The sequence below is a fragment of the Fluviicola sp. genome (assembly GCF_039596395.1).
Lineage (GTDB): Bacteria > Bacteroidota > Bacteroidia > Flavobacteriales_D > Crocinitomicaceae > Fluviicola.
In genome coordinates this window covers 272247-293791 of sequence record NZ_JBCNJT010000003.1, presented here as the reverse complement: position 1 = coordinate 293791, position 21545 = coordinate 272247, and the positions used below count along the sequence as shown (strand labels likewise).

The 21545-nt window shown below is 44.1% G+C and carries 16 protein-coding genes; 1 reads left to right on the top strand and 15 read right to left on the bottom strand.

The genetic code is table 11. The features are described from left to right. Positions 1 to 9: 9 nt before the first annotated feature. The 5 genes from ABDW02_RS16565 to hisS form a co-directional block, all read right to left on the bottom strand. Positions 10 to 1632, bottom strand: coding sequence for an ATP-binding cassette domain-containing protein (locus ABDW02_RS16565; RefSeq protein ID WP_343636492.1), 1623 nt, complete (start codon positions 1630 to 1632; stop codon positions 10 to 12). 150 nt (positions 1633 to 1782) lie between these two features. Next, on the bottom strand, positions 1783 to 3978 hold the full coding sequence (locus tag ABDW02_RS16560) for a M43 family zinc metalloprotease (RefSeq protein ID WP_343636490.1): 2196 nt from the start codon (positions 3976 to 3978) through the stop codon (positions 1783 to 1785). A 319-nt stretch (positions 3979 to 4297) separates the two neighbouring features. Continuing rightward, on the bottom strand, positions 4298 to 4822 hold the full coding sequence (locus ABDW02_RS16555) for a hypothetical protein (RefSeq protein WP_343636488.1): 525 nt from the start codon (positions 4820 to 4822) through the stop codon (positions 4298 to 4300). After that, complete coding sequence (gene hutH / locus ABDW02_RS16550; RefSeq protein ID WP_343636486.1) at positions 4819 to 6303, bottom strand: histidine ammonia-lyase; 1485 nt, start codon at positions 6301 to 6303, stop codon at positions 4819 to 4821. Before hutH ends, ABDW02_RS16555 begins: the two co-directional genes overlap by 4 nt. Before the next feature lie 6 nt (positions 6304 to 6309). Further along, positions 6310 to 7680: a histidine--tRNA ligase gene (gene hisS / locus ABDW02_RS16545; protein WP_343636484.1), complete on the bottom strand. Its 1371-nt coding sequence runs from the start codon at positions 7678 to 7680 to the stop codon at positions 6310 to 6312. A 423-nt stretch (positions 7681 to 8103) separates the two neighbouring features. Here hisS and ABDW02_RS16540 point away from each other — a divergent pair, with 423 nt between their 5' ends. Next, positions 8104 to 8577, top strand: a complete 474-nt coding sequence (locus ABDW02_RS16540) for a hypothetical protein (RefSeq protein WP_343636482.1) — start codon at positions 8104 to 8106, stop codon at positions 8575 to 8577. Positions 8578 to 8611: 34 nt separating this feature from the next. On the opposite strand, the gene ABDW02_RS16535 is transcribed toward ABDW02_RS16540, so the two are convergent. The 10 genes from ABDW02_RS16535 to ABDW02_RS16490 all read right to left on the bottom strand — a co-directional run bounded on the left by ABDW02_RS16535 (position 8612) and on the right by ABDW02_RS16490 (position 21529). Further along, positions 8612 to 9571 carry an HmuY family protein gene (locus ABDW02_RS16535; protein WP_343636480.1) on the bottom strand — a complete coding sequence of 320 codons (960 nt, stop codon included), beginning with the start codon at positions 9569 to 9571 and terminating at the stop codon, positions 8612 to 8614. After that, positions 9568 to 11817: a TonB-dependent receptor plug domain-containing protein gene (locus ABDW02_RS16530; protein WP_343636478.1), complete on the bottom strand. Its 2250-nt coding sequence runs from the start codon at positions 11815 to 11817 to the stop codon at positions 9568 to 9570. The genes ABDW02_RS16535 and ABDW02_RS16530 overlap by 4 nt, the downstream gene beginning before the upstream one ends. Before the next feature lie 3 nt (positions 11818 to 11820). Beyond that, positions 11821 to 12852 (bottom strand): ChuX/HutX family heme-like substrate-binding protein, encoded by a 1032-nt coding sequence (locus tag ABDW02_RS16525; RefSeq protein WP_343636476.1) that lies wholly within the window; start codon positions 12850 to 12852, stop codon positions 11821 to 11823. A gap of 42 nt (positions 12853 to 12894) precedes the next feature. Beyond that, the gene (locus ABDW02_RS16520) at positions 12895 to 13734 is read right to left on the bottom strand and encodes an ATP-binding cassette domain-containing protein (protein ID WP_343636474.1); all 840 of its coding nucleotides are present in this window, start codon (positions 13732 to 13734) and stop codon (positions 12895 to 12897) included. Beyond that, complete coding sequence (locus tag ABDW02_RS16515) at positions 13731 to 14771, bottom strand: iron ABC transporter permease (RefSeq protein WP_343636473.1); 1041 nt, start codon at positions 14769 to 14771, stop codon at positions 13731 to 13733. The genes ABDW02_RS16520 and ABDW02_RS16515 overlap by 4 nt, the downstream gene beginning before the upstream one ends. A gap of 109 nt (positions 14772 to 14880) precedes the next feature. After that, positions 14881 to 15741 carry an ABC transporter substrate-binding protein gene (locus tag ABDW02_RS16510; RefSeq protein WP_343636471.1) on the bottom strand — a complete coding sequence of 287 codons (861 nt, stop codon included), beginning with the start codon at positions 15739 to 15741 and terminating at the stop codon, positions 14881 to 14883. Positions 15742 to 15762: 21 nt separating this feature from the next. Next, positions 15763 to 17007 (bottom strand): T9SS type A sorting domain-containing protein, encoded by a 1245-nt coding sequence (locus ABDW02_RS16505; RefSeq protein WP_343636469.1) that lies wholly within the window; start codon positions 17005 to 17007, stop codon positions 15763 to 15765. 139 nt (positions 17008 to 17146) lie between these two features. Next, positions 17147 to 17770 carry a LuxR C-terminal-related transcriptional regulator gene (locus tag ABDW02_RS16500; RefSeq protein WP_343636467.1) on the bottom strand — a complete coding sequence of 208 codons (624 nt, stop codon included), beginning with the start codon at positions 17768 to 17770 and terminating at the stop codon, positions 17147 to 17149. 111 nt (positions 17771 to 17881) lie between these two features. Beyond that, positions 17882 to 20479, bottom strand: a complete 2598-nt coding sequence (locus ABDW02_RS16495) for a hypothetical protein (RefSeq protein ID WP_343636465.1) — start codon at positions 20477 to 20479, stop codon at positions 17882 to 17884. A 9-nt stretch (positions 20480 to 20488) separates the two neighbouring features. Next, positions 20489 to 21529 carry an amidohydrolase family protein gene (locus tag ABDW02_RS16490; protein WP_343636463.1) on the bottom strand — a complete coding sequence of 347 codons (1041 nt, stop codon included), beginning with the start codon at positions 21527 to 21529 and terminating at the stop codon, positions 20489 to 20491. Positions 21530 to 21545 lie beyond the last annotated feature (16 nt).

The window sequence follows — 21545 nt, the reverse complement described above, 5'->3', positions numbered from 1 at the left end:
ATTAGTTATTTAAGCGTAAAGCTCTTCCTGCAGGCTTGCAATTTTAGCATCCTGCAAATAATCGTCGTAAGGCATCATTTTATCAATGAAACCATTCGGAGTTAATTCGATAATTCTGTTCGCCACGGTAGAAACCAACTCGTGGTCATGCGATGTAAACAGCATGGTTCCCTGGAAATCCGACATTCCGTTGTTTAATGCAGTAATCGATTCCAGATCCAGGTGGTTTGTCGGTTCGTCCATCATCAGGAAGTTTGCCTTAGCAAGCATCATTCGCGACAACATACAACGTACTTTTTCACCTCCCGAAAGAACAGTTGCGCTTTTCAATGCTTCTTCACCGGAGAACAACATTCTTCCGAGGAATCCACGAAGGTTTACTTCTTCTTTCTCTTCATCCGTTTGGGCATACTGGCGCAACCAGTCGATCAAAGACAATTTATCCTGGAAAAAGGAAGAGTTATCGTTCGGTAAATAAGCCGTCGTGATCGTAGTTCCATACGTAAAATCTCCCTTATCAGCTTGCATGTTTCCGTTCAACACTTCGAAGAATTGGGTAATTGCCAACGAGTTTTTGGAAACGATTGCCACTTTATCTCCTTTATTCAATGTGAACGACAAATCCTTGAACATGTATTCACCTTCGTGCATTTTGGTTAATCCGCTTACAGTCAAAATCTGATTTCCGGCATCACGTTCCTGCTGGAAAGAAATTCCTGGGTAACGACGGGAAGACGGCTGGATTTCTTCCAGATCCAATTTCTCGATCAACTTACGACGGCTTGTTGCCTGCTTGGATTTTGAAGCATTCGCAGAGAAACGTGCGATGAAATCCTGTAATTCCTTCTTCTTATCTTCCGCTTTCTTGTTTTTGTCAGCACGCTGACGAGCCGCCAACTGGGAAGATTGGTACCAGAATGTATAGTTACCTGTAAACAGGTTGATTTTACTAAAGTCGATATCGCAAATATGCGTACAAACCGTGTCTAAGAAGTGACGGTCGTGAGATACTACGATTACTGTATTTCTGAAATCCAGCAGGAAATCTTCCAACCACCCGATCGTTTTCAAATCCAGGTCATTGGTAGGCTCATCGAGTACCAGGACATCCGGGTTTCCGAAAAGCGCCTGTGCCAGCAAGATACGTACTTTGTATTCGGAAGGAACATCTTCCATTTTCATATAATGCTTGCTCTCGTCGATACCTAAGTTGCTTAACAATGTAGCCGCATCGGTTTCGGCATTCCATCCTTCCAAATCAGCAAATTCAGCTTCCAATTCCGAAGCCTTCATTCCGTCTTCATCCGAAAAATCAGGTTTTGCGTACAAAGCATCCTTCTCGGTCATGATCTCAAACAAACGTTTGTGTCCCATGATTACCGTTTGCAATACTTCAAATTCGTCAAAAGCAAAGTGGTTCTGACTCAATACCGCCATACGTTTTCCCGGCTCCAGTTCCACACGTCCGGAAGTTGGGTCCTGCTCACCGGTTAAAATCTTTAAGAAGGTAGATTTACCGGCACCATTCGCACCAATAACACCGTAGCAGTTACCTGAACCGAATTTGAGATTCACATCATCAAAAAGGACACGCTTACCGAATTGAAGGGATAAATTATTTACTGAAATCATGAGAAATACTTGGAATTTTGGTGCAAAGATAGCACATATTCCCCCGTTATAAAAAAGAAATACACAAATTATCAATTATTAAGGATTTAAATATCAAGGGGCTTTCCGCCGTGGCTGACTAAGCCCCTCTTGATCATTCATCCTTGATAATTAGTAAACTACTACGCGATGAGTAGATTTCGCAGTTCCCTGAACAGCATTTAGAATGTAACAGCCTTTTGCCACGTTCATCGGGATATTAACCGTCTGAACTCCTGAAGCAGCAGGAACTTCTGTTGTAGAAATAATTGCCCCCTTCAAATCCATTACCAGTAACTTCATACCGGCTTCCGGATTGGCAAGTTCAACCGACAGGTCTGAACCGCTTGCAACCGGATTCGGAGCAATGGAAATCGCCGACAGCAATTCGTTATCACCGATACCCAATGTTCCCGAGATATTGAAATTATCGAAATAGAAATTGGATGAGAAATCGGAAGCGATGAACTCGAATTTGAATTTCGTCTTGTTATCAGAAGCATTTGGCGTGTAAGTGAAACTTGCTGTTTTCCAGTGCAGGTTGTTCGAAGGAACGAAATCCGTATTTCCGACATATCCGGCGGTAAGCAACTCGGCTCCTGTTAGCATATCGCGCTGGATCCAGGTTTTTCCGCAGTCTCTGGAAGAGTAAACAATCAGTTTCTCTGTGATATCTGCCGTTGCAGTTGCTTTTGAACCATAAGCATAATCAAATGAAATGGTGATGTTGGAGGTGTTTCTCAGGTCGATTGCCGGTGAGATCAGATAATCTTTGGAATTCCCCAAACGATCATTGTAATACCAGTCCTCCGTGAACATCTGGGCATTTGCAACGTCCTTGAAATTATTCAGTTTGAAGCAAGCTGTATTTCCTTTTCCTCCGGAAGTGACACGATTAAACGCGGCGTAATTACCTTCAGGGTTATGCGTAATCCAGAAATTCGCGTTTTGATTGAAATCTTCCATGCGCGGACCTGTGTATTCTGCCCAATCGCCCTGGATGTAAATCATGTTATTGATTGTTTTGGTGTCTGATCCTACGGAATTGCCAACTGTTAGAGTGACATTGTACCATCCCGGAGCGGCATAAGTAACCGTGGGATTTTGTGTGGTCGAAGTTGCAGGACTTCCGCCCGGGAAGCTCCAGGACCAGGAAGTAACCCCGGCTTTCCAGGAAGCATCTTTGAACAGGATCGGATCGTTTGCACAAGCGGTCATTGCATTTGCATTTTGCAACAAATTCCCTGAAGAACCGTTTACATCCACATAAAAATCTGCCACCGGAATACAAGTTACCGGCGTCAAAGTGCTCGTTCCCGTATGCACAAGGTTTTCTGCCGTATACAGGTTGTTTCTGCCACTTGTTGTCTGATCCAGAACATTGTTCATAAAGTTGGACTGGCCCTTGGTGAACATCGCGGAACAATAAGCATATTCCATGTAATTCTGAATGTTATCGATCACATCGAAAGGCCAGTAATTTCCCGGTGTTGTCGGTTCCGTACAGGTATTCGCGCTCAGATCGCAGTGATCCAAACCGATACAGTTAGGCGTATCCCCGATACCGTCATCCATTCCGCAATTGGACGTGGATCCCGGGTCGTTGTTATTTCCCCAGGTGTGCGACAATCCGAGGTAATGTCCCACTTCATGAGTCAATGCTCGTGAACGGTAAGGAATACTCGTTCCGATACTTCCCGTAGAACGGTGCACCATCACGACACCATCACGCCAGAATCCTGTTCCGGTAACATCGGTCGGATAATGAGCAAAACCGGCTACATCCGGATCATCCATCGTTCCGATTACCCAGATGTTCAAGTACTTGTCGCGATCCCATTGATTCAGCTTGGAATAGCTGTCTGCCGCAACTGTTTGATGATTGTAAACGTGCTCAATTCCGTTGGTACAGTTCCCCCATGGATCCAAAGTAGCCAAACGGAATTCCAGGTGTGTATTCCCGATAATCGTATCAAAAGGCGATACAACTCCGATTGTATCCTGGTTGCGTTTCCCGAAGTCTTCATTCAGGATACGGACAGCGTCCTGGACCTGTTGATCTGAAATGTTTTCTTCTCCGTATTCGTGAATGACGTGAAATACGATCGGAATGATACGGACGGTTTCCGATTTTCCGTTTACGAGCCGGTTTTCGGTGTAACGGTGCAGCAGTTTTTCGTAATCTGCTTTGATTTGCGGATTTTCAGCGATTAATTTTTGACGCTGTTTATCGATTCCGCAACTAAAGTGCGTTTCCTGAGCAAAAGCCTTTCCCGTAGAAAGAATTCCCGTGAAAGCAAACGCCCCAAGTAGTAAATTTCTGCGCATGTTAAATAGTTTAATAGATTGGACATCATTCTCTTATGATGTGAATCTTTCAAATTCGAGGGCCCATTCGCATTTTTAAAATCACATGAAACAAATGTAGATGAAGTAATTATACGTTTTGTTAAATGTTCATTTGTTTAGTTAAATGTCATTCAGAAGAATTAAAAGCGTGGAAATTTGAAATAAGTGGTGGCCGATTTCTGTTAAAACGATCGGATTCAGATATTAAATGGATAAAAATGGATATAAAAAACGTAGGGGCGGAAAATTTTCCGCCCCTACGTTTTATTATTTTGAATTCAACATTTTGAATTTTCAATTACTTATTCATCCACTTCAGGTTCAAAGCGTAAAGGAAGATAAACAATCCGGAAATAATCAGGTTCATGATGACGGAAACCATCGGTACCATGTGAGAAGGAACAATCAGGAATGTTCCTCCGATGCTGATCAGGTTGTAAATAATGTACAGGTGAAATCCTAAGCGCTTTCCTCTGAACATAAACAATACACCTACGAATCCGGTAATCATCGTCAAAGCATTGATTCCCAAAACAGCCCAGTAACGGTGCTGCTGATAAACAGTCAAATCTGCTGCCTGTTCAATCATATCTGCAATGGTTGTCAGTTGCTTATCCCGCATTTCGCTTGCGGTTTGAATAAGCTGGTTGTAGGCTTCCTGGATTTTTTCCGGGCTCGGTTCGCCACCGATCAGGGTAAATAAAACGCCCAGCAAACCGAAACCTACGGTTATAAAACTCAAAATACAAAGTACGGTCAACAATACCGGTCTTTTTTGGTTCTGTTCTGTTTCCTGGTTGATGTTCATATAGTCTTCGTTCATATTCCGTTTTTTACAAATTCTTTACTTGCCTGCATCAATGGGTGCATGTACCCGTCTTCCTTCACAAAAGGAACTTTGCCTCTAAAGTTAGCAAATATCTCTTCCTGGCGCTGTCCGGATTTAGCCGGTCTGCGGAATTCCAGCGACTGACATGCATGCAGAATCTCAATTCCCTGGATCGAATAACAATTGTCAATCACCCGGAATAATTTTGTTGCTGCGTTGGCTCCCATGGAAACATGATCTTCCTGCCCGTTGCTGGAATCAATGGTATCGATACTTGCCGGTGTACACAACTGTTTGTTCTGGCTCACGATCGAAGCGCAGGTATATTGCGTAATCATGAAACCGGAATTCAATCCTGGTTTTGCCACCAAAAACGCCGGTAAATGGCGTGTTCCGGAAATGGATTTGTAAATGCGGCGTTCGCTGATGCTTCCCATTTCTGCCAAAGCTATTGCTAAAAAGTCCATTGCCAGGGCAAGCGGTTGTCCGTGGAAATTCCCGGCAGAAACCACGATGTCATCATCGGGGAAAACGGTTGGATTATCTGTTACCGCGTTGATCTCGCGTTCCACGATCGTTGCGCAATGTTCAATCGTATCGTAAGAAGCTCCGTGAACCTGCGGAATGCATCGGAATGAATACGGATCCTGTACATGTGCCTTTTCACGGTTTGCCAATTCACTGTCGGCCAATAGATTTCTGAAAATCTCTGCTGTTTTGATTTGTCCGACCTGGTTGCGGATTTCGTTTACCTGAACGCCAAACGGTTCTTTGCGCCCGTCGTACCCATCCAGGGAAATTGCAGCAACTTCGTTGAATTGCTTCCACAATTTGCGTGCATGGGAAATGGCGTAAGAAGCGTATCCCGACATGAATTGTGTTCCGTTCAGCAAGGCCAATCCTTCTTTCGATCTCAGAGCAATCGGCTGAAGGCCAAAACGCTCATTGATTTCCTGAGAGGTGTATTCTTTTCCTTCGAACAGCACTGTTCCTTCACCCAAAATCGGCAATACCAAATGCGCCAAAGGAGCCAAATCACCGGAAGCACCCAAACTTCCCTGCTGGAAAACAACCGGGTGAATGTGATTGTTGAAGAAGAAAACCAACCGTTCTACGGTTTCAAGCTGAACACCTGAAGCTCCGTGGGAAAGTCCCATCACTTTCAGGATCAATAATCTTCTCACGATTTCTTCCGGAACGCGCTCCCCCATTCCACATGCGTGGGAAAGTACCAGGTTTCGCTGCAATTGTTCCAGGTCTTCGGAAGAAATCGCCGTATCGCACAAACTTCCGAAACCGGTATTTACTCCGTAAATCAACCGGTCGCTTTTTGCTACTTTCTCATCTAAATAAGTGCGGCATTTTACGATGGCTGCTTTTGCTTCTTCACTGATCGAAATTTTGGCGTTCGAAGCGAGTATCTGATCGAGTTTCTCTAAAGAAACCCATTGATTATCTATGATAAAATGGTCCATGTTGTTTTAAGCTTTAAAAAAATGAAGCAATTCGTTCTCCGTCATTGCCTGCTGTTCTCCCGATTCCATGTTCTTGATCTGCAACTGTCCTTTGTTCAGTTCATCTTCACCGATCAATGCCACATACTTCACCTTGCGGTTATCGGCGTACTTGAATTGCTTTTGCATCTTGGCAGCGCTCGGATACACTTCACAGTCCACACCGATTTGACGTAATTTTTTCGTCAGTTTCATGCAATAGGCTGCTTCCTTGTCACCAAAGTTCGCGAACAGCAATGTCAAGCCGGCATTGGTATCTTCCGGGTATAAATTCAATTCGTTCAATACGTCGTAAATGCGGTCTGCCCCGAAAGAAATCCCAACTCCCGAAAGCCCGGAAAGTCCGAACAAGCCGGTCAAATCATCGTAGCGTCCGCCACCGCAGATCGATCCCATTTTTACATCGTGCACTTTCACCTCGAAAATAGCTCCGGTGTAATAGTTCAGTCCGCGCGCAAGGGTTACGTCGAAAACAACTTCTGCACGTTCCAGTCCCAATTCTTTGGTTTGGTTCAAAACGAATTCCAACTCTGCTATTCCTTTCAACCCAATTTCTGAGTTTGAAAGGAAGGATTTCATTTGTTCCAAACGCGCTTCATTATCGCCGTTCGTTTTAAATAACGGAGAAATGATTTCGATCGCTTTGTCTGAAACGCCTTTTTCTTTCAATTCCTTCACCACACCTTCTTCACCGATTTTATCCAGCTTGTCGATGGCAACCGTGATATCGATCAGTTTGTCGCTCTCGCCTGAAACTTCTGCAATTCCTGAAAGGATTTTGCGGTTGTTGATTAGAATCGTAAAGCCGGGAATCCGGAGATTCGTCAATACCTGGTCGAAAATCTGCACGAAATCCACTTCATACAATAAGGAATCCGAACCGACTACATCGGCGTCACACTGGTAAAATTCCTGGTAACGGCCGTGCTGCGGACGATCGGCTCGCCAAACAGGCTGGATCTGGTAGCGTTTGAAGGGAAATGATAACTCATTCTGGTGCTGCACCACGAAACGTGCAAAAGGCACGGTTAGATCGTAGCGCAAAGCTTTTTCTGCCAATGAATTTGCAAAACGCGCTAAGTTTTCCGATTGCAAGGCTTCCAAATCGGCCTTTTTCATTTTTTCCCCTGAATTCAAAATGCGGAATATCAAGCGGTCTCCTTCCTCTCCGTATTTCCCCAATAAAGTGGTGGAAAGTTCGAAAGAAGGTGTTTCGATCGGTGCAAACCCGTAACTTTTGAAAACGGATTTGATCGTGTCGAAAATATACGTACGGCGAGCTACCTCGTCTGGTAGGAAATCTCTGGTCCCTTTTGGGATTGCCGGTTTTTGAGCCATTGTTAAATTATTTGGGGCAAATTTACTTTTTTTCCGGCGAAATCAGTCATATAAAACAGTCGCCATGCGATTAATCGGGAATTAATCACCATGCTCACCCACTCTTAATTTTTGACCACTGATGCACAGATAAAGAGAGGCGCTTACCAGTCGCCTCTGTATTGCAAAATTTATAAATTGTTGGTATTCTTAAAAGGCGAGGTGGTGCACCTGCGCTAAAGCTATTGGCGACACGTGATAAGTATTAACCGGGCTAAAAATCTGCACATCTGTGGTAAACCAGAAAACACCATTCGTCAAAATTGGCCTGGATGATTAATCATGCTCATAGTGTTTGGTTTGGTTAGCTAAAATATTCATTGACGCATCCTTTAAATAAAATAGAATTGTTTTACCTTTAATTCGAATCAAAAAAACCGCCTCATGAAACTCGCTTTTATTTCCTTTGCTATTCTATTGCTTTTGTTCGGATGTTATAAGGACAAATCTCATCTCAGAGGTTATGACGCATTTTTTTCAGGACACTATACTAAAAACGGAATTAGAATCGATTCATACAGAAAGCATTATATTAAAATAGTTTCCGTAAGTAAAAATGAGATCAATTGCTCGAATTCGTTGTACGATGACGTGGATTTCACACTCAAAAGAGATGGAAAGCTGGTATCCGGAATCCTAACTGTTTCCGGTTGGGGAGGAAGCGGTCCTCCAATTGGACCAAGCTATTCTTCAAGCGATATACATATAGAAGGGACCTTGAAAAAAAAGGCGGGATATTATGAAATTTCCGGGTATTATCAATATATCTATTACGAAGTAACCCAACAAAATCAGGATACTACCCAATATCAGGTAAGTGGTGAATTTTGGATCAAAAAACAGGATAAAACAAAGTAGGCCACGCGATTAATCATGTGCCTACCGGTATTATTTAAGGAATCAATTCCTGCAATTCGAATTTCGGAGCGCCTTTTACACCGTTTTCATTGTAGTAATCCACGAACCGCATTTTATAATAACGGCCCAAAACGGTTTTCACGATAAACGTGCGGTTGCTGTTCACCACATATGTTCCGTTGTCGAAATCGTAGGTTTTCCAGTCGTAACCGATTACGTTAATGCGGTCTTCAAATGCCGATTCCACAATGTCTGCGTGGGTCATATTCTCAAAAGGAATACTTACTTCCTGTACTTTTACTCCGTAGCGGTTCGACAAAACTCCAACCACCGAATAAGGCGTATGTTCATCGAAAACATGACAGTAAGCCGTGAATATCAAATCCCAGGTCGCTTTATCCGGTTCGATGTCTTTCAAAGATCCGCTTCCGGTCATGGAAAAATAAGTAAACCCGGCCGTTGTTGATTTCGGGATTGTGAAGGTTTGAATGGAAGAGCTGCTCAAATCCGCAAACTGGATCTGGTATTCGGTTGTTGATACGGAAACCACTTTCAGTTTTTTCTTTCCCAGGTTGCCACCGGTAAGTGCTGTTCCCAAATCAATGGCATACACTTTCCCCAAACTCTGCCAATCTCCGATCGCTGTCGAATCCAGGTTCCCGGTATGATAATCCCAGGTATAAGTTAAACCGGCATCGGAAGTCAGAGCCGTAATATCTGTTTCGTTGGAAAGTGCAGCAGCCATAATCCGCGATTCGTTCAGCAGGACGTGAAAACCGTTGTCTCCCGCTTCGAAAGCCAAATCCCACACTTCGCGGTTGTTTTGACGGATAATGGAATTGGTTTCCAAATCGTAATAGATCTGGTTGGCGTAATTTCCGCCCAACTCTACCTGTGCAGTCGTTGCACCTGAAACTGGCTTTTCAACCGGGATTTCTTTTTTAAAGCATGCGCCTAAAACCGGGATCAATGCGATTAAAAGTGCTTTTTTCATTGCTTTGATTTTATCAAATAAGTAATATTCAGGTAGAAACTTCTTCCCCAGGCAATCGGTGCTGTTCCCGAACCGGAAACGTGTGCACCGCCGGAAGTTCCGCTTCCCGCATTGATATTCGTCACATTCAGTAAGTTCTTGCCGCCCAGTGAAACGCTCAGTGTTTTCTTCAGGAACCATTGCTGAACCTGTAAATCCAATAAACTGTAATCGGAAATGAAGGATTGCGTAATGGAAGCATCTTCATTCAGGAAGTAAGCAACCACTTTCCCGGTGTATTTATAGAAAGCGCTGAATTTGGTTGTTCCGTTCTTTAACTGGTAAGAAACGTTTGAAACCAATTCCGGCGAATAGGCATATCGATTGTCCGAATAGTTGGAAGCCGTTCCGATATAGTTAAATCCGACATTTACATTCCATTGTTTTTGCCCCACTTTCACCAAGGATTGAATTCCTCTTGCATAAAACTGATCGATGTTGAAATAGCTGTAATTCACTCCGTCTGCGGATTGCGACAAACTGATGCGGTTGTGAATATCCTGGTAATACCCGGACAACTCAAATCCTAACTGGAATTTCTTCGGTTCCCAATTGAAGTTATACCACCCCTGCACGTGGTTCGCGATTTCGGGTTTCAAGTCCGGGTTTCCGTGAATGTTGTGGTTGATATCCACAAACTCCATGTACAATTCCTTGATGGAAGGCGAACGGAACCCCGAGGCAATACTTCCGCGCAAAATGTGTTTTTTCTTTCCCAATTTCACATTCAAAGCCGGCATAAATGCTTCTTTGTAGAGCGAATTATAGGTAAAGCGCAATCCCGGTTTCAGGTGCAGCCAATTCCAGGGCGCCCAATTGAATGTACCGAAAAGCGCGTAATCTCCGATTTCTTTCCGTTTGTTCTCAATGCGGTTCCCGAATCCTTCTTCGTAGTTGATATCGTAACCGACTTCGTAATTGAACTTGCGGTCGAAATTATTCCGGGTCAGGGTAACGCGGTTGAAATAAAGAATAAAACGCGAAGTGTCCTGTTCCGACATCGCCAGCAATTTGCGGTCAAGTGTGGTGAGATCCGTCAGGTAAGAATTCTTGATGCGTTTGTAATTGGAATAGTTCAGCTGTACATCCAGTTTCAAATCTTTTTTCAACCAGCCGATTACTTCCAGTCCAGCATTCTGGCGATTGGTCACGTATTCGTCGTCAAAAGCTGAAATCTGATAGGGCGCTCTGGGGTAACCGCGGTTCACGATTTTCTCCCGGAAAAGATCCAGTGAAGGAATCAGTTCTATTTTTTTGAATTTCCAGGAGTATTTCAATCCGCCCAAATACTGTTCTTTCATTTTCCACTGCTGGAAGCGCCCGGAATCTGCCAGTTCCTTTTTCGGGAATTCGATGGCTTTGTCGCCGGGTGTCCAGCCGTCAAAAAAATTGCGTGCTCCGTATGCAGAAATGGCGTGATTCTTCACGCGCGAAGTCACTCCGAGGTTCAGGTTGTAATTCCCGACCGTTTCGTAGAAAGCTCCTAAGTTTATGTCGTAGCCTTTGTTTTTCGGCTTTTTAGTGATCAGATTAATGGTACCTGCCATGGCGTTACTTCCATAGTTGGTACTGAGTGGTCCTTCTACGATTTCCACCCGTTCGATGTTGGAAAGGTTGATCTGGCTCAAATCGATGTTTCCGTTTTGGCGGCCGATTACCGGAACTCCGTCTATCAGGATTTTGACTCCTTCCCCGCTGATTCCCAGCATCGACATTCCGCTTCCGAGGATTTGGTCCTGGCTGATGCGGATATTCAATTCGTTTTGCAATAAATCGCGCAGATTTACCGCTCCTTTCGCTTCGATGGTGGCGCGGTCGATCAGTTTTACTTTATTCGTGGAATTGGTTACCGATCCCGCACCCAATTGCCCGGTAATGACTACTTCACCGATGTCTTTGGCGTTTGTGCGCAGCTGAACACGGTGATTTTTTCCTTTTGAAATGGTATCGGTTTCCTGGTGAAAACCGTCCGTACTGACTTTCACAATCAGTTGCTTTCCAGTTGCGTAAAAAGCCTCCGGAACGACCAGGATTCCCCGTTCATCCGATTGAACATAATTTGTTTTCTTCGCATCCGGGTTCTGGATGGCGACTTGTGCAAACGGCACAGCTATCCCCGCTTCATCTTTGATGTATAAAGTATCCTGAGCAGTCGCCAAACCACTCAGGATACTCATCAAAATAAGCAAATACGCTTTTGGATTCATGATTTACAATTCTGCGATCAATTTTCTCCAGGATTCCAATTCGGGAACTCCCGGTTTGCGTGCTCCAAAAAGCGTACACACCAATTCTTTTTTCGCGTTGAATAACTCCAGGGAAGTGACGATTCCGTCTTCCGTTGGTTTGCGTACAATCCAGGATTCAGCAATGGCATCTTCTTTTGCATGCAGGTTGAATAGCGGGTCCAATACATTGATCCACGGGCCATGCTCTACGATATTTTTCACTTCACCGGTGTGGATTTGAATCATTCCTGCATTCCCAACAAATACCATGATGGAAACCTGCTCTTTTGCAGCTGCTTCCAATGCTCTTCGCAAAGCTTTGTTGTCGGTCTTTTTCGCATAAGTTTCATCCGGGGCGAAACGCAAAGCCTGTGTTCTGGTTAATTTGTGCTTTCTCAGCAAACCGAAGAACTCGTGCGTATCTTTCAGGTTGATCCATCCTTCCTGGAATGCTTTCACGTCGATTTCGCTATCCGGTAATTCAGGAGATTCCAATGGCAATAAAGCACCGATTTCCAATTCCGAAGACTGGTTTTCGTCTTTGTATTTTGCGACCAAAGCTTCATAAGCTTCCATATTGCTTTTCGACTCCAGGTAGATTTTGTGCGTAGCAACTCCGTCTGTTGTAAAGAACTGCAAGCTATGACGTGGTTTCTCATCTCCTTCGGTTACTGCAAATGCATATGCCCAGGAATTTGGGAAAATACGCAAATCGATATCTTTTCCTACGAAAAGGGATGCATGCGGAGTTGTGCTGAAGTTCTCGTAAATTCCTTTACGTTCGTGAACCACATCGTCATTGCGTGTCAAAGCCATTACAAAACCCAATGATTCGATCTCACGCAAGATTGCTACAAATTCAGGGCGCAAACGAACTGCTGTCGTTCCAACACCCAAAGCAACTAATTCCGCCTCTGAAGCATTCAAACGCTTCGCATATTCTCTGATTCTCAATTTCGGTTCGCTTTCTTTCAGTTGTTCGAAAGCTTCTTTTAATGACAAAGTTGTTTCCATTGTTGTTGTTTATTTAATTCATTCCTGATTTGCTACCGCAAATCATCTATCGGAGGCAGCGCCTCCTCTTATTTCATTATTACTTAACAGGCTGGATGTATAAGAGATGTGCCGGTAAAACACTTCTCCGTCCAGTGATTGGATTTTTTCCAATTCGATTTGATATGTTTCACTTAGTAGTTCCGGGCTCATGACTTCCTGAACGGTTCCGTCCATGATCACTTTTCCCTGCTTCATCAACAACACACGGTCCGCATACTGGTAGCACAAATTGATGTCGTGCATGACTACAATCACACTTCCGCGCTTATCGTCTACAAACTTGCGGGCATATTTCAGCAATTCGATCTGGTAGCGCACATCCAGGTTGTTGAGCGGTTCATCCAGGAACAAATACTTCACCGGCTGGATTTCTCCTTCGCTTTCCAATTGCAGCAATACCCTTCCGAATTGTACCCGCTGCTTTTCTCCCCCGGAAAGGAAATTGAATTCCACATCCAAAAGTGCCTGCAGATTCAGTTCTTTCACAATTTTCTCAATCACTGTTTTGTTGAACTGATTTTTTGTTTCCGGGTAACGGTAACGGGCCATTTCCAACACTTCACGGACCGTAAAACTGGAAGCGATCATGCTTTCCTGGTGCATGTATGCGCGGTACTTGGCCAATTGGTCAATCGTCCATTCGTTCAGTTCCTTCCCGTAATAGGAAACACTTCCCGAGCTCGGTTGCAATCCGCTGGAAAGCAATTTCACCAGGGTACTTTTTCCAGCTCCGTTCGGACCAAGGATCACGATAAACTCTTCCTGTTCGGTCGTAAAACTGACCGGCTGCAGGATTTGTCTGCCTTTGACTCCAAACGCTATGTTTTTTGCTTCTATCACACCGAGAATTTGCGTTTGTGTTTAAAAATGATTGCAATGAAAACCGGGGTTCCCATCAATGCGGTAATGATTCCGATCGGCACTTCCGTGGGAGGTAAAATGGTCCGTGAGATCATATCTGCCACCGAAAGCAGGATTGCCCCGAAAAACGCACTGAAAGGCAATAGCACTTTGTGGTCGGGCCCTGCTACAATGCGAATGATATGCGGAACCACCAAACCGATAAAACCGATTACTCCGGCCATGGAAACGGCAGAACCAACCATGCAGGTTGAACAGATAATCACCAGCAACTTAATAGTTTTCACTTGATAGCCCATGTATTGTGCGTTGCTTTCGCCCAGTGCCAGTACATTCAAGCTTTTGGCACGGAAGAATATAACGATCATCGGGACAATGGTGAAAACAGCCAGCAAGATCACAGAATCGTTGTTTGCAGACCCCAAACTTCCCAGTGTCCAGAAGGTCAGATCGCGCAATTCATCATCGGTTGCAAAGTAAGTCAGCAACCCGGTCAGTGCAGCTGTCAGCGCATTCAAAGCAATCCCTGCAAGAATCAGGGTCAACGAATTGATCTCGCCATTACTCAGCGACAAGCGGTAAACGATAAATGCCACGATGGAAGCTCCCAGAAAGGCTACGATAGAAAGGGAAAGTCCCTCGTTGAAAATAATCAACCAGGGAACCAATCCGTTGAACAAAATGAATAGTGATGCAAAAAGAGAGGCACCCGTTGAGATCCCGATTAAAGCGGAATCGACCAAAGGGTTCCTGAATATTCCCTGTAATGCCGCACCTGAAACTGCTAATCCTGCACCTATCAAACAGGAATAGACTGCTCTTGGAAACCGAATGTTGTAAACTACCTGGTATTCGATATCCGTTATTTTCAGACCGGTCGTAAAACCGACTTTTTCAATCAAACTGCCAAAGACATGGGACACCGGGACATGAACGTTCCCTACTGACAAGTTTATTACAAAGCAAACTATCAGTAAAACCACTAACAAAAGACCTATTATCCGCTGTCTTGACATAACTTTTTGTTCCAAAAAGTTCAAGGTTCAAAAGGTTTAAATGTTCAAAGAGTTTAATTAACCTTTGGAGCTTTTTACACTATTGAACTTCCTTTGAACCTTCTTTGAACTATTTGATCTTTTTAAACGCTTTATTCAATTCCGTAAGCGCTTCAGCTACACGCGGACCGAACCCGCTCAATAACTGGCCGTCCATCTGGATCAGCGCTTTGTTTTTTCCTGCTGTTGTTGTTGCTACTCCCGGTACGTTGAAAATTCCGTCAGGCCCCAGGCTTTGCGCTCCTGAAGTGAACATCAGGATCACATCCGGGTTTGCCGCAATCACCGATTCGCTTGTCAGAGGTTTGAAGTCCGTGAAACCTTTCCCTGCATTTTCTCCGCCCGCCAAAACGATCATTTTTTCAAGCGGAGTATTTTCTCCGGCAACCATCAATGTTCCCGCACCTCTTGCATAAACGAACAGTACTTTCGGCTTTTTGTCAAGCTTGCTCAATTTTTGGATATCTGCATCGATCTTAGCAGTCAACTCTTTGGAAGCATCTTCTTTACCCAGCCACTTAGCAACATCTTTTATCAAAGACTTTGCATCTGCTACACTGTTCGGGTGTTTGAAGGTTACCAATTCGATCTTCGCCTGCTTCAATTTAGATTTCAAATCCGGTGAAACCTCATCTTCCAGCATAACCACGTGTGTAGGATTCAATGCCAGCAAGCTCTCTACCGCCAGTTTACGCACGTGCCCCAAATTCGTCAGCTTTTCAGCTGCTGCCGGATAAGTGCTGGTCACATCCACGCCAATGAGTTCCTTTTGGGAACCCACTGCGTAGATGATTTCTGTTATTGAACCGCTCAGAGAAACGATTCGTTTTGCTTCGACTTTTGCTTCTTTTTGTTCTTCCTGCTTTGCTCCTGAATTACAAGCTGTAGTCAGTGCCAAAAGAGCCAGAAATAAAAAACCAATCTTTTTCATCTTTTCTTTTTAAGCGGAAGATTAATGTTGTACAACCAAACGTTGTGTAGTTGTTGCAGCTCCGTTGGAAACCTGAACCAGGTAAACCCCGTTTGTGAAATCTACAGTTGAAATAGTCATTGCCTGTAAAGCATTGGAGGTTGCAGCATTTTCAAATACCACCTGACCTGTCATGCTCACCACTTTTACCGTTGCATCTGATTCTGAATCAACCATTACGGTTACCTGGTTTGCAGCAGGATTCGGGAAAATTCCGGAGATCAATTCCTTGTTCTCAGTAATCCCCAAAGACGATACTTTTTCTTTCTTGAAATTAAATTTACCCAGGCTTGTTCCCGAGAAACCTGTCATGATCAATCTCCAGTAATCCCCGTCTACATCTTTTACGAAGTAAACCAATGAATCTTCGATGGTGTAAGATCCGGAATAGGTTTTCCAGTCGTAACCGATTGTGTTGATGTCTTCTGAATAAGTTGCAATACCGAAAGACATGTCTGTTTCAGGGTTGTTCACCGGGTGAACTTCCGCTACTTCTACTCCCACATTGTGCAAAATACCTGTTACCATGTTGTATGGGTAAGGAGCCCCGTTGTTTGCAGCGTATTGAGTAAACAATAAATCCCAGGTCGTGGAAGCCGGTTCTCTGTCAACCACAGCACCACCTAATGGTAAATAAACAAAGTTTTTGGTTGCATAAGCAGTGATCCCTACTGTTGCAGATCCCGTTCCGCTGTGGTCAGCGTTGGAGTAATCAACCGTATAGGAAGAACTCATGAACGACAAGGAAACCGTAAACAATTTCACGGAGTTGTTTGTGTATTTAATCGCAAAAACGCGGTTTGCAACGATTCCTGTATGGTTTACAGCATCGTAATTTCCCCAACCGTAATCCGTTCCGCCTGCGCTTGCAGCGTTCAAAGCTCCTTCGCTCCAGGTTTCTTCGGAATTGTAAAGCGGAGTCCATGACGCCATTCCTGTTGTATCCGCTGTAGCCAAATCTGTTCCGTTGGAACCCGGTACCGCGTACACCGCCCCGATCTTGTTATTGAAGATGATAGATGCTGCCAATGGGTTTGAAGGGCTGATTGTTGTAGCAAATCCCAAATCCCAGTTGTTAGCAGCCTGTGCTGTTCCCTGCTCGTCATTTTGCAAGCTGTACCAAATGTTGTTTGCATATCCTGCGCCCATCGTTACTGAGTCGCTTACCAACTGTGCGTTTGAAAATCCTGCAAATGCCAGGAACGATAGAAGTAATCCTTTTTTCATGTTTGTTGTATTTATGGTATCCGTTGTAGGATTGTTTTAATTTATACTTAATCTAAATAACGATTGCAAAATTAGGTTTCAAACGAAGTGGACGCAATCGCCAAAATCAGCGGAAAAAAATACCTTTTTAAGGGTAGGTTTATTTTTTGAATACTTGATTTTCCATTTCGAACAGCAAAAGTTCGGAGAGAGATTTCACTTTTAGTTTCTTAAAACAATTCTTGCGATGGGTCTGAACGGTGTGCGGACTAAGCCCCAGTTCCCGGCTTATTTCTGCCGTGGTTTTCCCGTTCAGTAAGGATTCCACTATTTCTATTTCGCGTTTGGTGAGACTGAATTGCGCCGGAGAGGTAATTTCTTCATCCTGGTTCAGGATCTTATTCCAAACCTGTTCGCAATAGTAATTCTGGTTGTGCAAAATCTTCTGGAAAGCTTCCTTCAGTTCGTTCCTGGTGCAATTCATATCAATGAATCCTGAAACGCCGTAAGAAACCAGTTTCGGAAGAGCAGACACATCCCCGCTGATAATCAAAACTACCTTAATGCTGTTCGTATCTTCCGGATTCGTTTTCAGATTATTCTCAATTTCCAGGTAATTATCGGCGAAATTGTAAACTATTACCTGCTTTTGATCCGATAGCACCTGCCCTGCCTTTGGATTTCCGGAATGCCACTCCACCAATACCTCGCCAAGAATGGACTGGACCAACTCCCTGAATCCGAGGCTTATTAACTGGTTGCGACTATCTAAATACAGGTTCATGCTATGTAGAATAATTCTAAATAGCAAAATTGCTTCGGGATAGAGTATTGTGCAATACCACAAAAAAGGTAAATCAATTGCTCAAACTACCCTCCATACATTAATCGGATTTTACCGCTGCTGGATATGTCCTTTCTGATTCCCGGGGATGTGCAGCACCCAGTCGTAATAGCCAATAAAATGGGAATCGAAATAGCCTTTGTGCTTGTAGAGCGATCGCGGGAAATAGATTCGCTGCTTTTCCGTGAGGCCTTTCACGGAAGCCTGCGGTGCAACACCATCCTGCAGGCACGGAGCATCCTGTCCAACCGTATGCAGGTTACTTCCATACTGCCAAACCTGCTTCCATTCTTTCTGGTTGACAGTTCCTGCCGATGCATTTTCGGGAGCTAAAATGTAGTATCCTCCGAAATTAATCTTCCCGCGAAGCTGATCAATCATTCCCTGGGCATACGCAAAGCCCATGCTGTGGACCACCAGGTAAAGCGTGTCATTTTTAGACGAGTTCGGTAATTCATTGAGCATTTGATACAAATTCCTGCCGGCAATCCTTCCGCCGTTTGAACGGATGGCAAATCCTCTTTTGTTGGATTTCGTAGCGAGTAAACTGTAAGTCCGAGCTTTTTTGGAACCGAAAATTTTAGATCCCACCGTACTGGTAGTATAACAGGTGTGGTGTTTCGGATTTCTGCACCGTTTCGGGTACAAATTGGAATTTGTGGTAAAATTCAACAGGCTCCGGTGATTGGAGGTCGAAACGGAGTGGTGTCCGTCGGCGTAATAATATTCCGTAGGGTTGATGCGCAGTTTGAAGGTGTCATCGATTTGCCTCCACGGATTCCAGTAATTGTAGCGGTCCTCCGTAAACAAACGGTTGAGTGAATTCGGGAACTCCAGGCCGTTGCTGCGAATGTCTTCAAAATTTTCTTCGAAAGTACTTCCCAGGGAAGTCGGACGGTAACCGTTTACAAAAACCAGTACGCGTTTGGGCGGATCCTGCAATTTTAATTTAGCAGTAAGGTCAACACCCAAATGATTGTACACTTGGTCGCGCAGCCATTTTCCCTTCGCAGAATAGATTTTCACGACCATGTAATGGCTTTCTGCTTCAACCGGTTCATCCAGCAGGGAGGTCTTCAGGGAATCCGAGTTTGCAATCAGGCGCAACTTCAGGATATTCCCTTTGGAAACATTCATTTTGAAGTAAAGCACTTTCTTCCGTTCATACAGGAAATAATTGGTTTTCCGCTTGATGATCAACTCCGAACCAATATTCTTTTCTTCTAGCTTATTCGGGTGTGTATTATTGAATAAGAGATCCGCTACTTTTTTCTCGTTGAGCCCGGAATAGGATTTGATAATCCCGTCGGTAACTTCAAACCACCCGTATCCCATATCGACTGCTTTAACCAGTACGTATGACAATACGATCATCCCGGTCCACTGGATGAACCGTGAAAGTATATTCACCCAAAGCGGCTTTTTCATGCGTTTCCTGACAAATGCACGCAGTTTTCGGAAACCATAAACACACCCGAAAACAGACCCCAATACACTCAGGATGTGCAGCGCATTGAACGGTTTTGACCGGATGCGGAACAATGTTTTGTAGAGAATATTGTCGATTTGAAGATGATACGAATAGGTATTCTTCTTCATCGGGCGGCTGATCGAAGCTAAAAAACTGTTGTTCTTAAGTACGATCGTTCCGTCTTTTGACTGCTCGAAGAAATAATAAGCGATTAACCCGTTATTGGTCACCACTTCTTCATAGTCATCGATGATGGAATAAATGTGCGGATTTTTGTTGATCCTGACCCACTCTTCGTTATCCAGGTTCCATTTGTCGCGTTCTCTTCTGAACAGATCGATGGCTTCTACATTTGCAAAACCATCCACGTATTCTCCTGCAATTGCATGGGATAATTGCCTGGAATCTGTATTCACTACAAAACCCAGCGATTTATTCCGGACCATGTAGCCTTTCCATTTCGGATTGACAAACCCGGGAACAACAAAAAACAACAGGGTATTGACCGTTTTTTCCTTGTAGATATTCTTGTAAACATCCCGCGTGTGCCGCATCTGATCGGTATATTTCAAGCGATCGGAACCCGGATTTTCAAATGCATCCGAAACTTCCAGCGCATCATTTTCGAAACGCGGTTCAATGGTTACCTCAAACCGGACATTGGCAGGGGCAAAGAAGGCATTCAACTCTTTTTCCAGGCTATCCCGGTTGATTTTCGTTTTCAATAAAGGAACAATCCGGACTTTCTGGGTAACAACCGGTAGGACGGAAACATGAAGAGTTGAAACAACGGTTCCCCTGAATTTTGCCACCACATCGTAATCTTTATTGGAAGCCGGTAAGAATATCCGCTGTTTAATCTCGCTGATGTGTATACCCGGAATGCGGTTTTCATGAATGAAAAATTCAATCGAATCAACAGAAGGGAATTTAAAACGGTTGATCTTAAAATCGACCACATCTGTTTGTGCTTTTCCAACGGATTTATAAACTTCTACATAGAATTCGTCCTTGCTGTTTTTCTTTAAACGTTCATAAAAGCCAAAGCGTTGATTCTTATTCCTGACAAAACGCCCGTATTCAATGGGCAAATGGTCCAACGAATCTTTTCGCTCCTGTGAAAAAGCAAAGCCGGTCAGAAGGTAAAGTGAAATAAGAAACAGAATTTTTCGAAGCATGATCCCGGGTTAAATGGATGTTTTTCCCAGCCAGCGCAATACGTTGTCGCACCAGATCGCATCTGATTCTTTTTGGTCGAGAATCCCGACTTCGACCGCAAAATCGATCACTCTTCCCGGGTAAGAATTCGCTACGCCTTCCATTTCTCCCAATGGATACGGATCATCCAAACCGGAAACGATCTGGGAAGAACCTACCCGGATTTTGAGCAATTGAAGGGTATATGAATCGTGAACCAAGGTATCGAAAAACAAATTCGGGTGTCCCAAACTGGCACGCGGATCCCTGGCTTCAGTGAACAAATCCGGACGGCCGTCAAATCCCTGGAGCCTTCTTCCGTAGTTGGCCTGGCCCAGCATGCAACCGTGTGCAAAGCATGTCCGGATATCGGGGTATTTATTGACGAAATCTTTCAGTGCGTACATGTGCAGCGTATCCGCTGTTTGTGCCATCATCCAAACCAGGTGAAAACGCCAGTACATATCTTTCAGCGCCACCATTTTTTCACCGTCATACGGATGGATCTCAATTGCCAGCTTGTATTCGTTGGCCAATTCGAACAAAGGCAAAGTCGAATCATCAACCACCGAAAGCCATTCGTTATCTTTATTCAAAAAGTGTGTCGGCAGGCACAACAGGTTCATGTTCAAATCTTCCACGCAGCGACGGATCTCATCCAGCGCATCGTCCATATACAAAGGCTGAACCACAAATCCGCTTGTAAATTTATCCGGGCGGCGTTCCTGCACACTTGCATTGAAATCGTTTTGCCAGCGGATAGCATCAAAAGCATCCTGTTTCGACCAACCGTTGCAATAAACCTGTGACAGGTTCAGCATCACTCCGTGATCAATCTGATGCTTTTCCATCCATTCGATCTTCTCATCAAAAAAGAAACTCGGATCGGTAATCGGCCGCGCCCAATCGTCCTGTCTCATGAATTTTTTATCATCATCTATCCAAAACAATTTCTTTTCGCGCATGAATTTCGGAATTTCCGAAGGTTCAGGCAATATGTGTCCGTGACCATTGATCTTTAGTTTCTGCATGTTTGATGGAATGTTT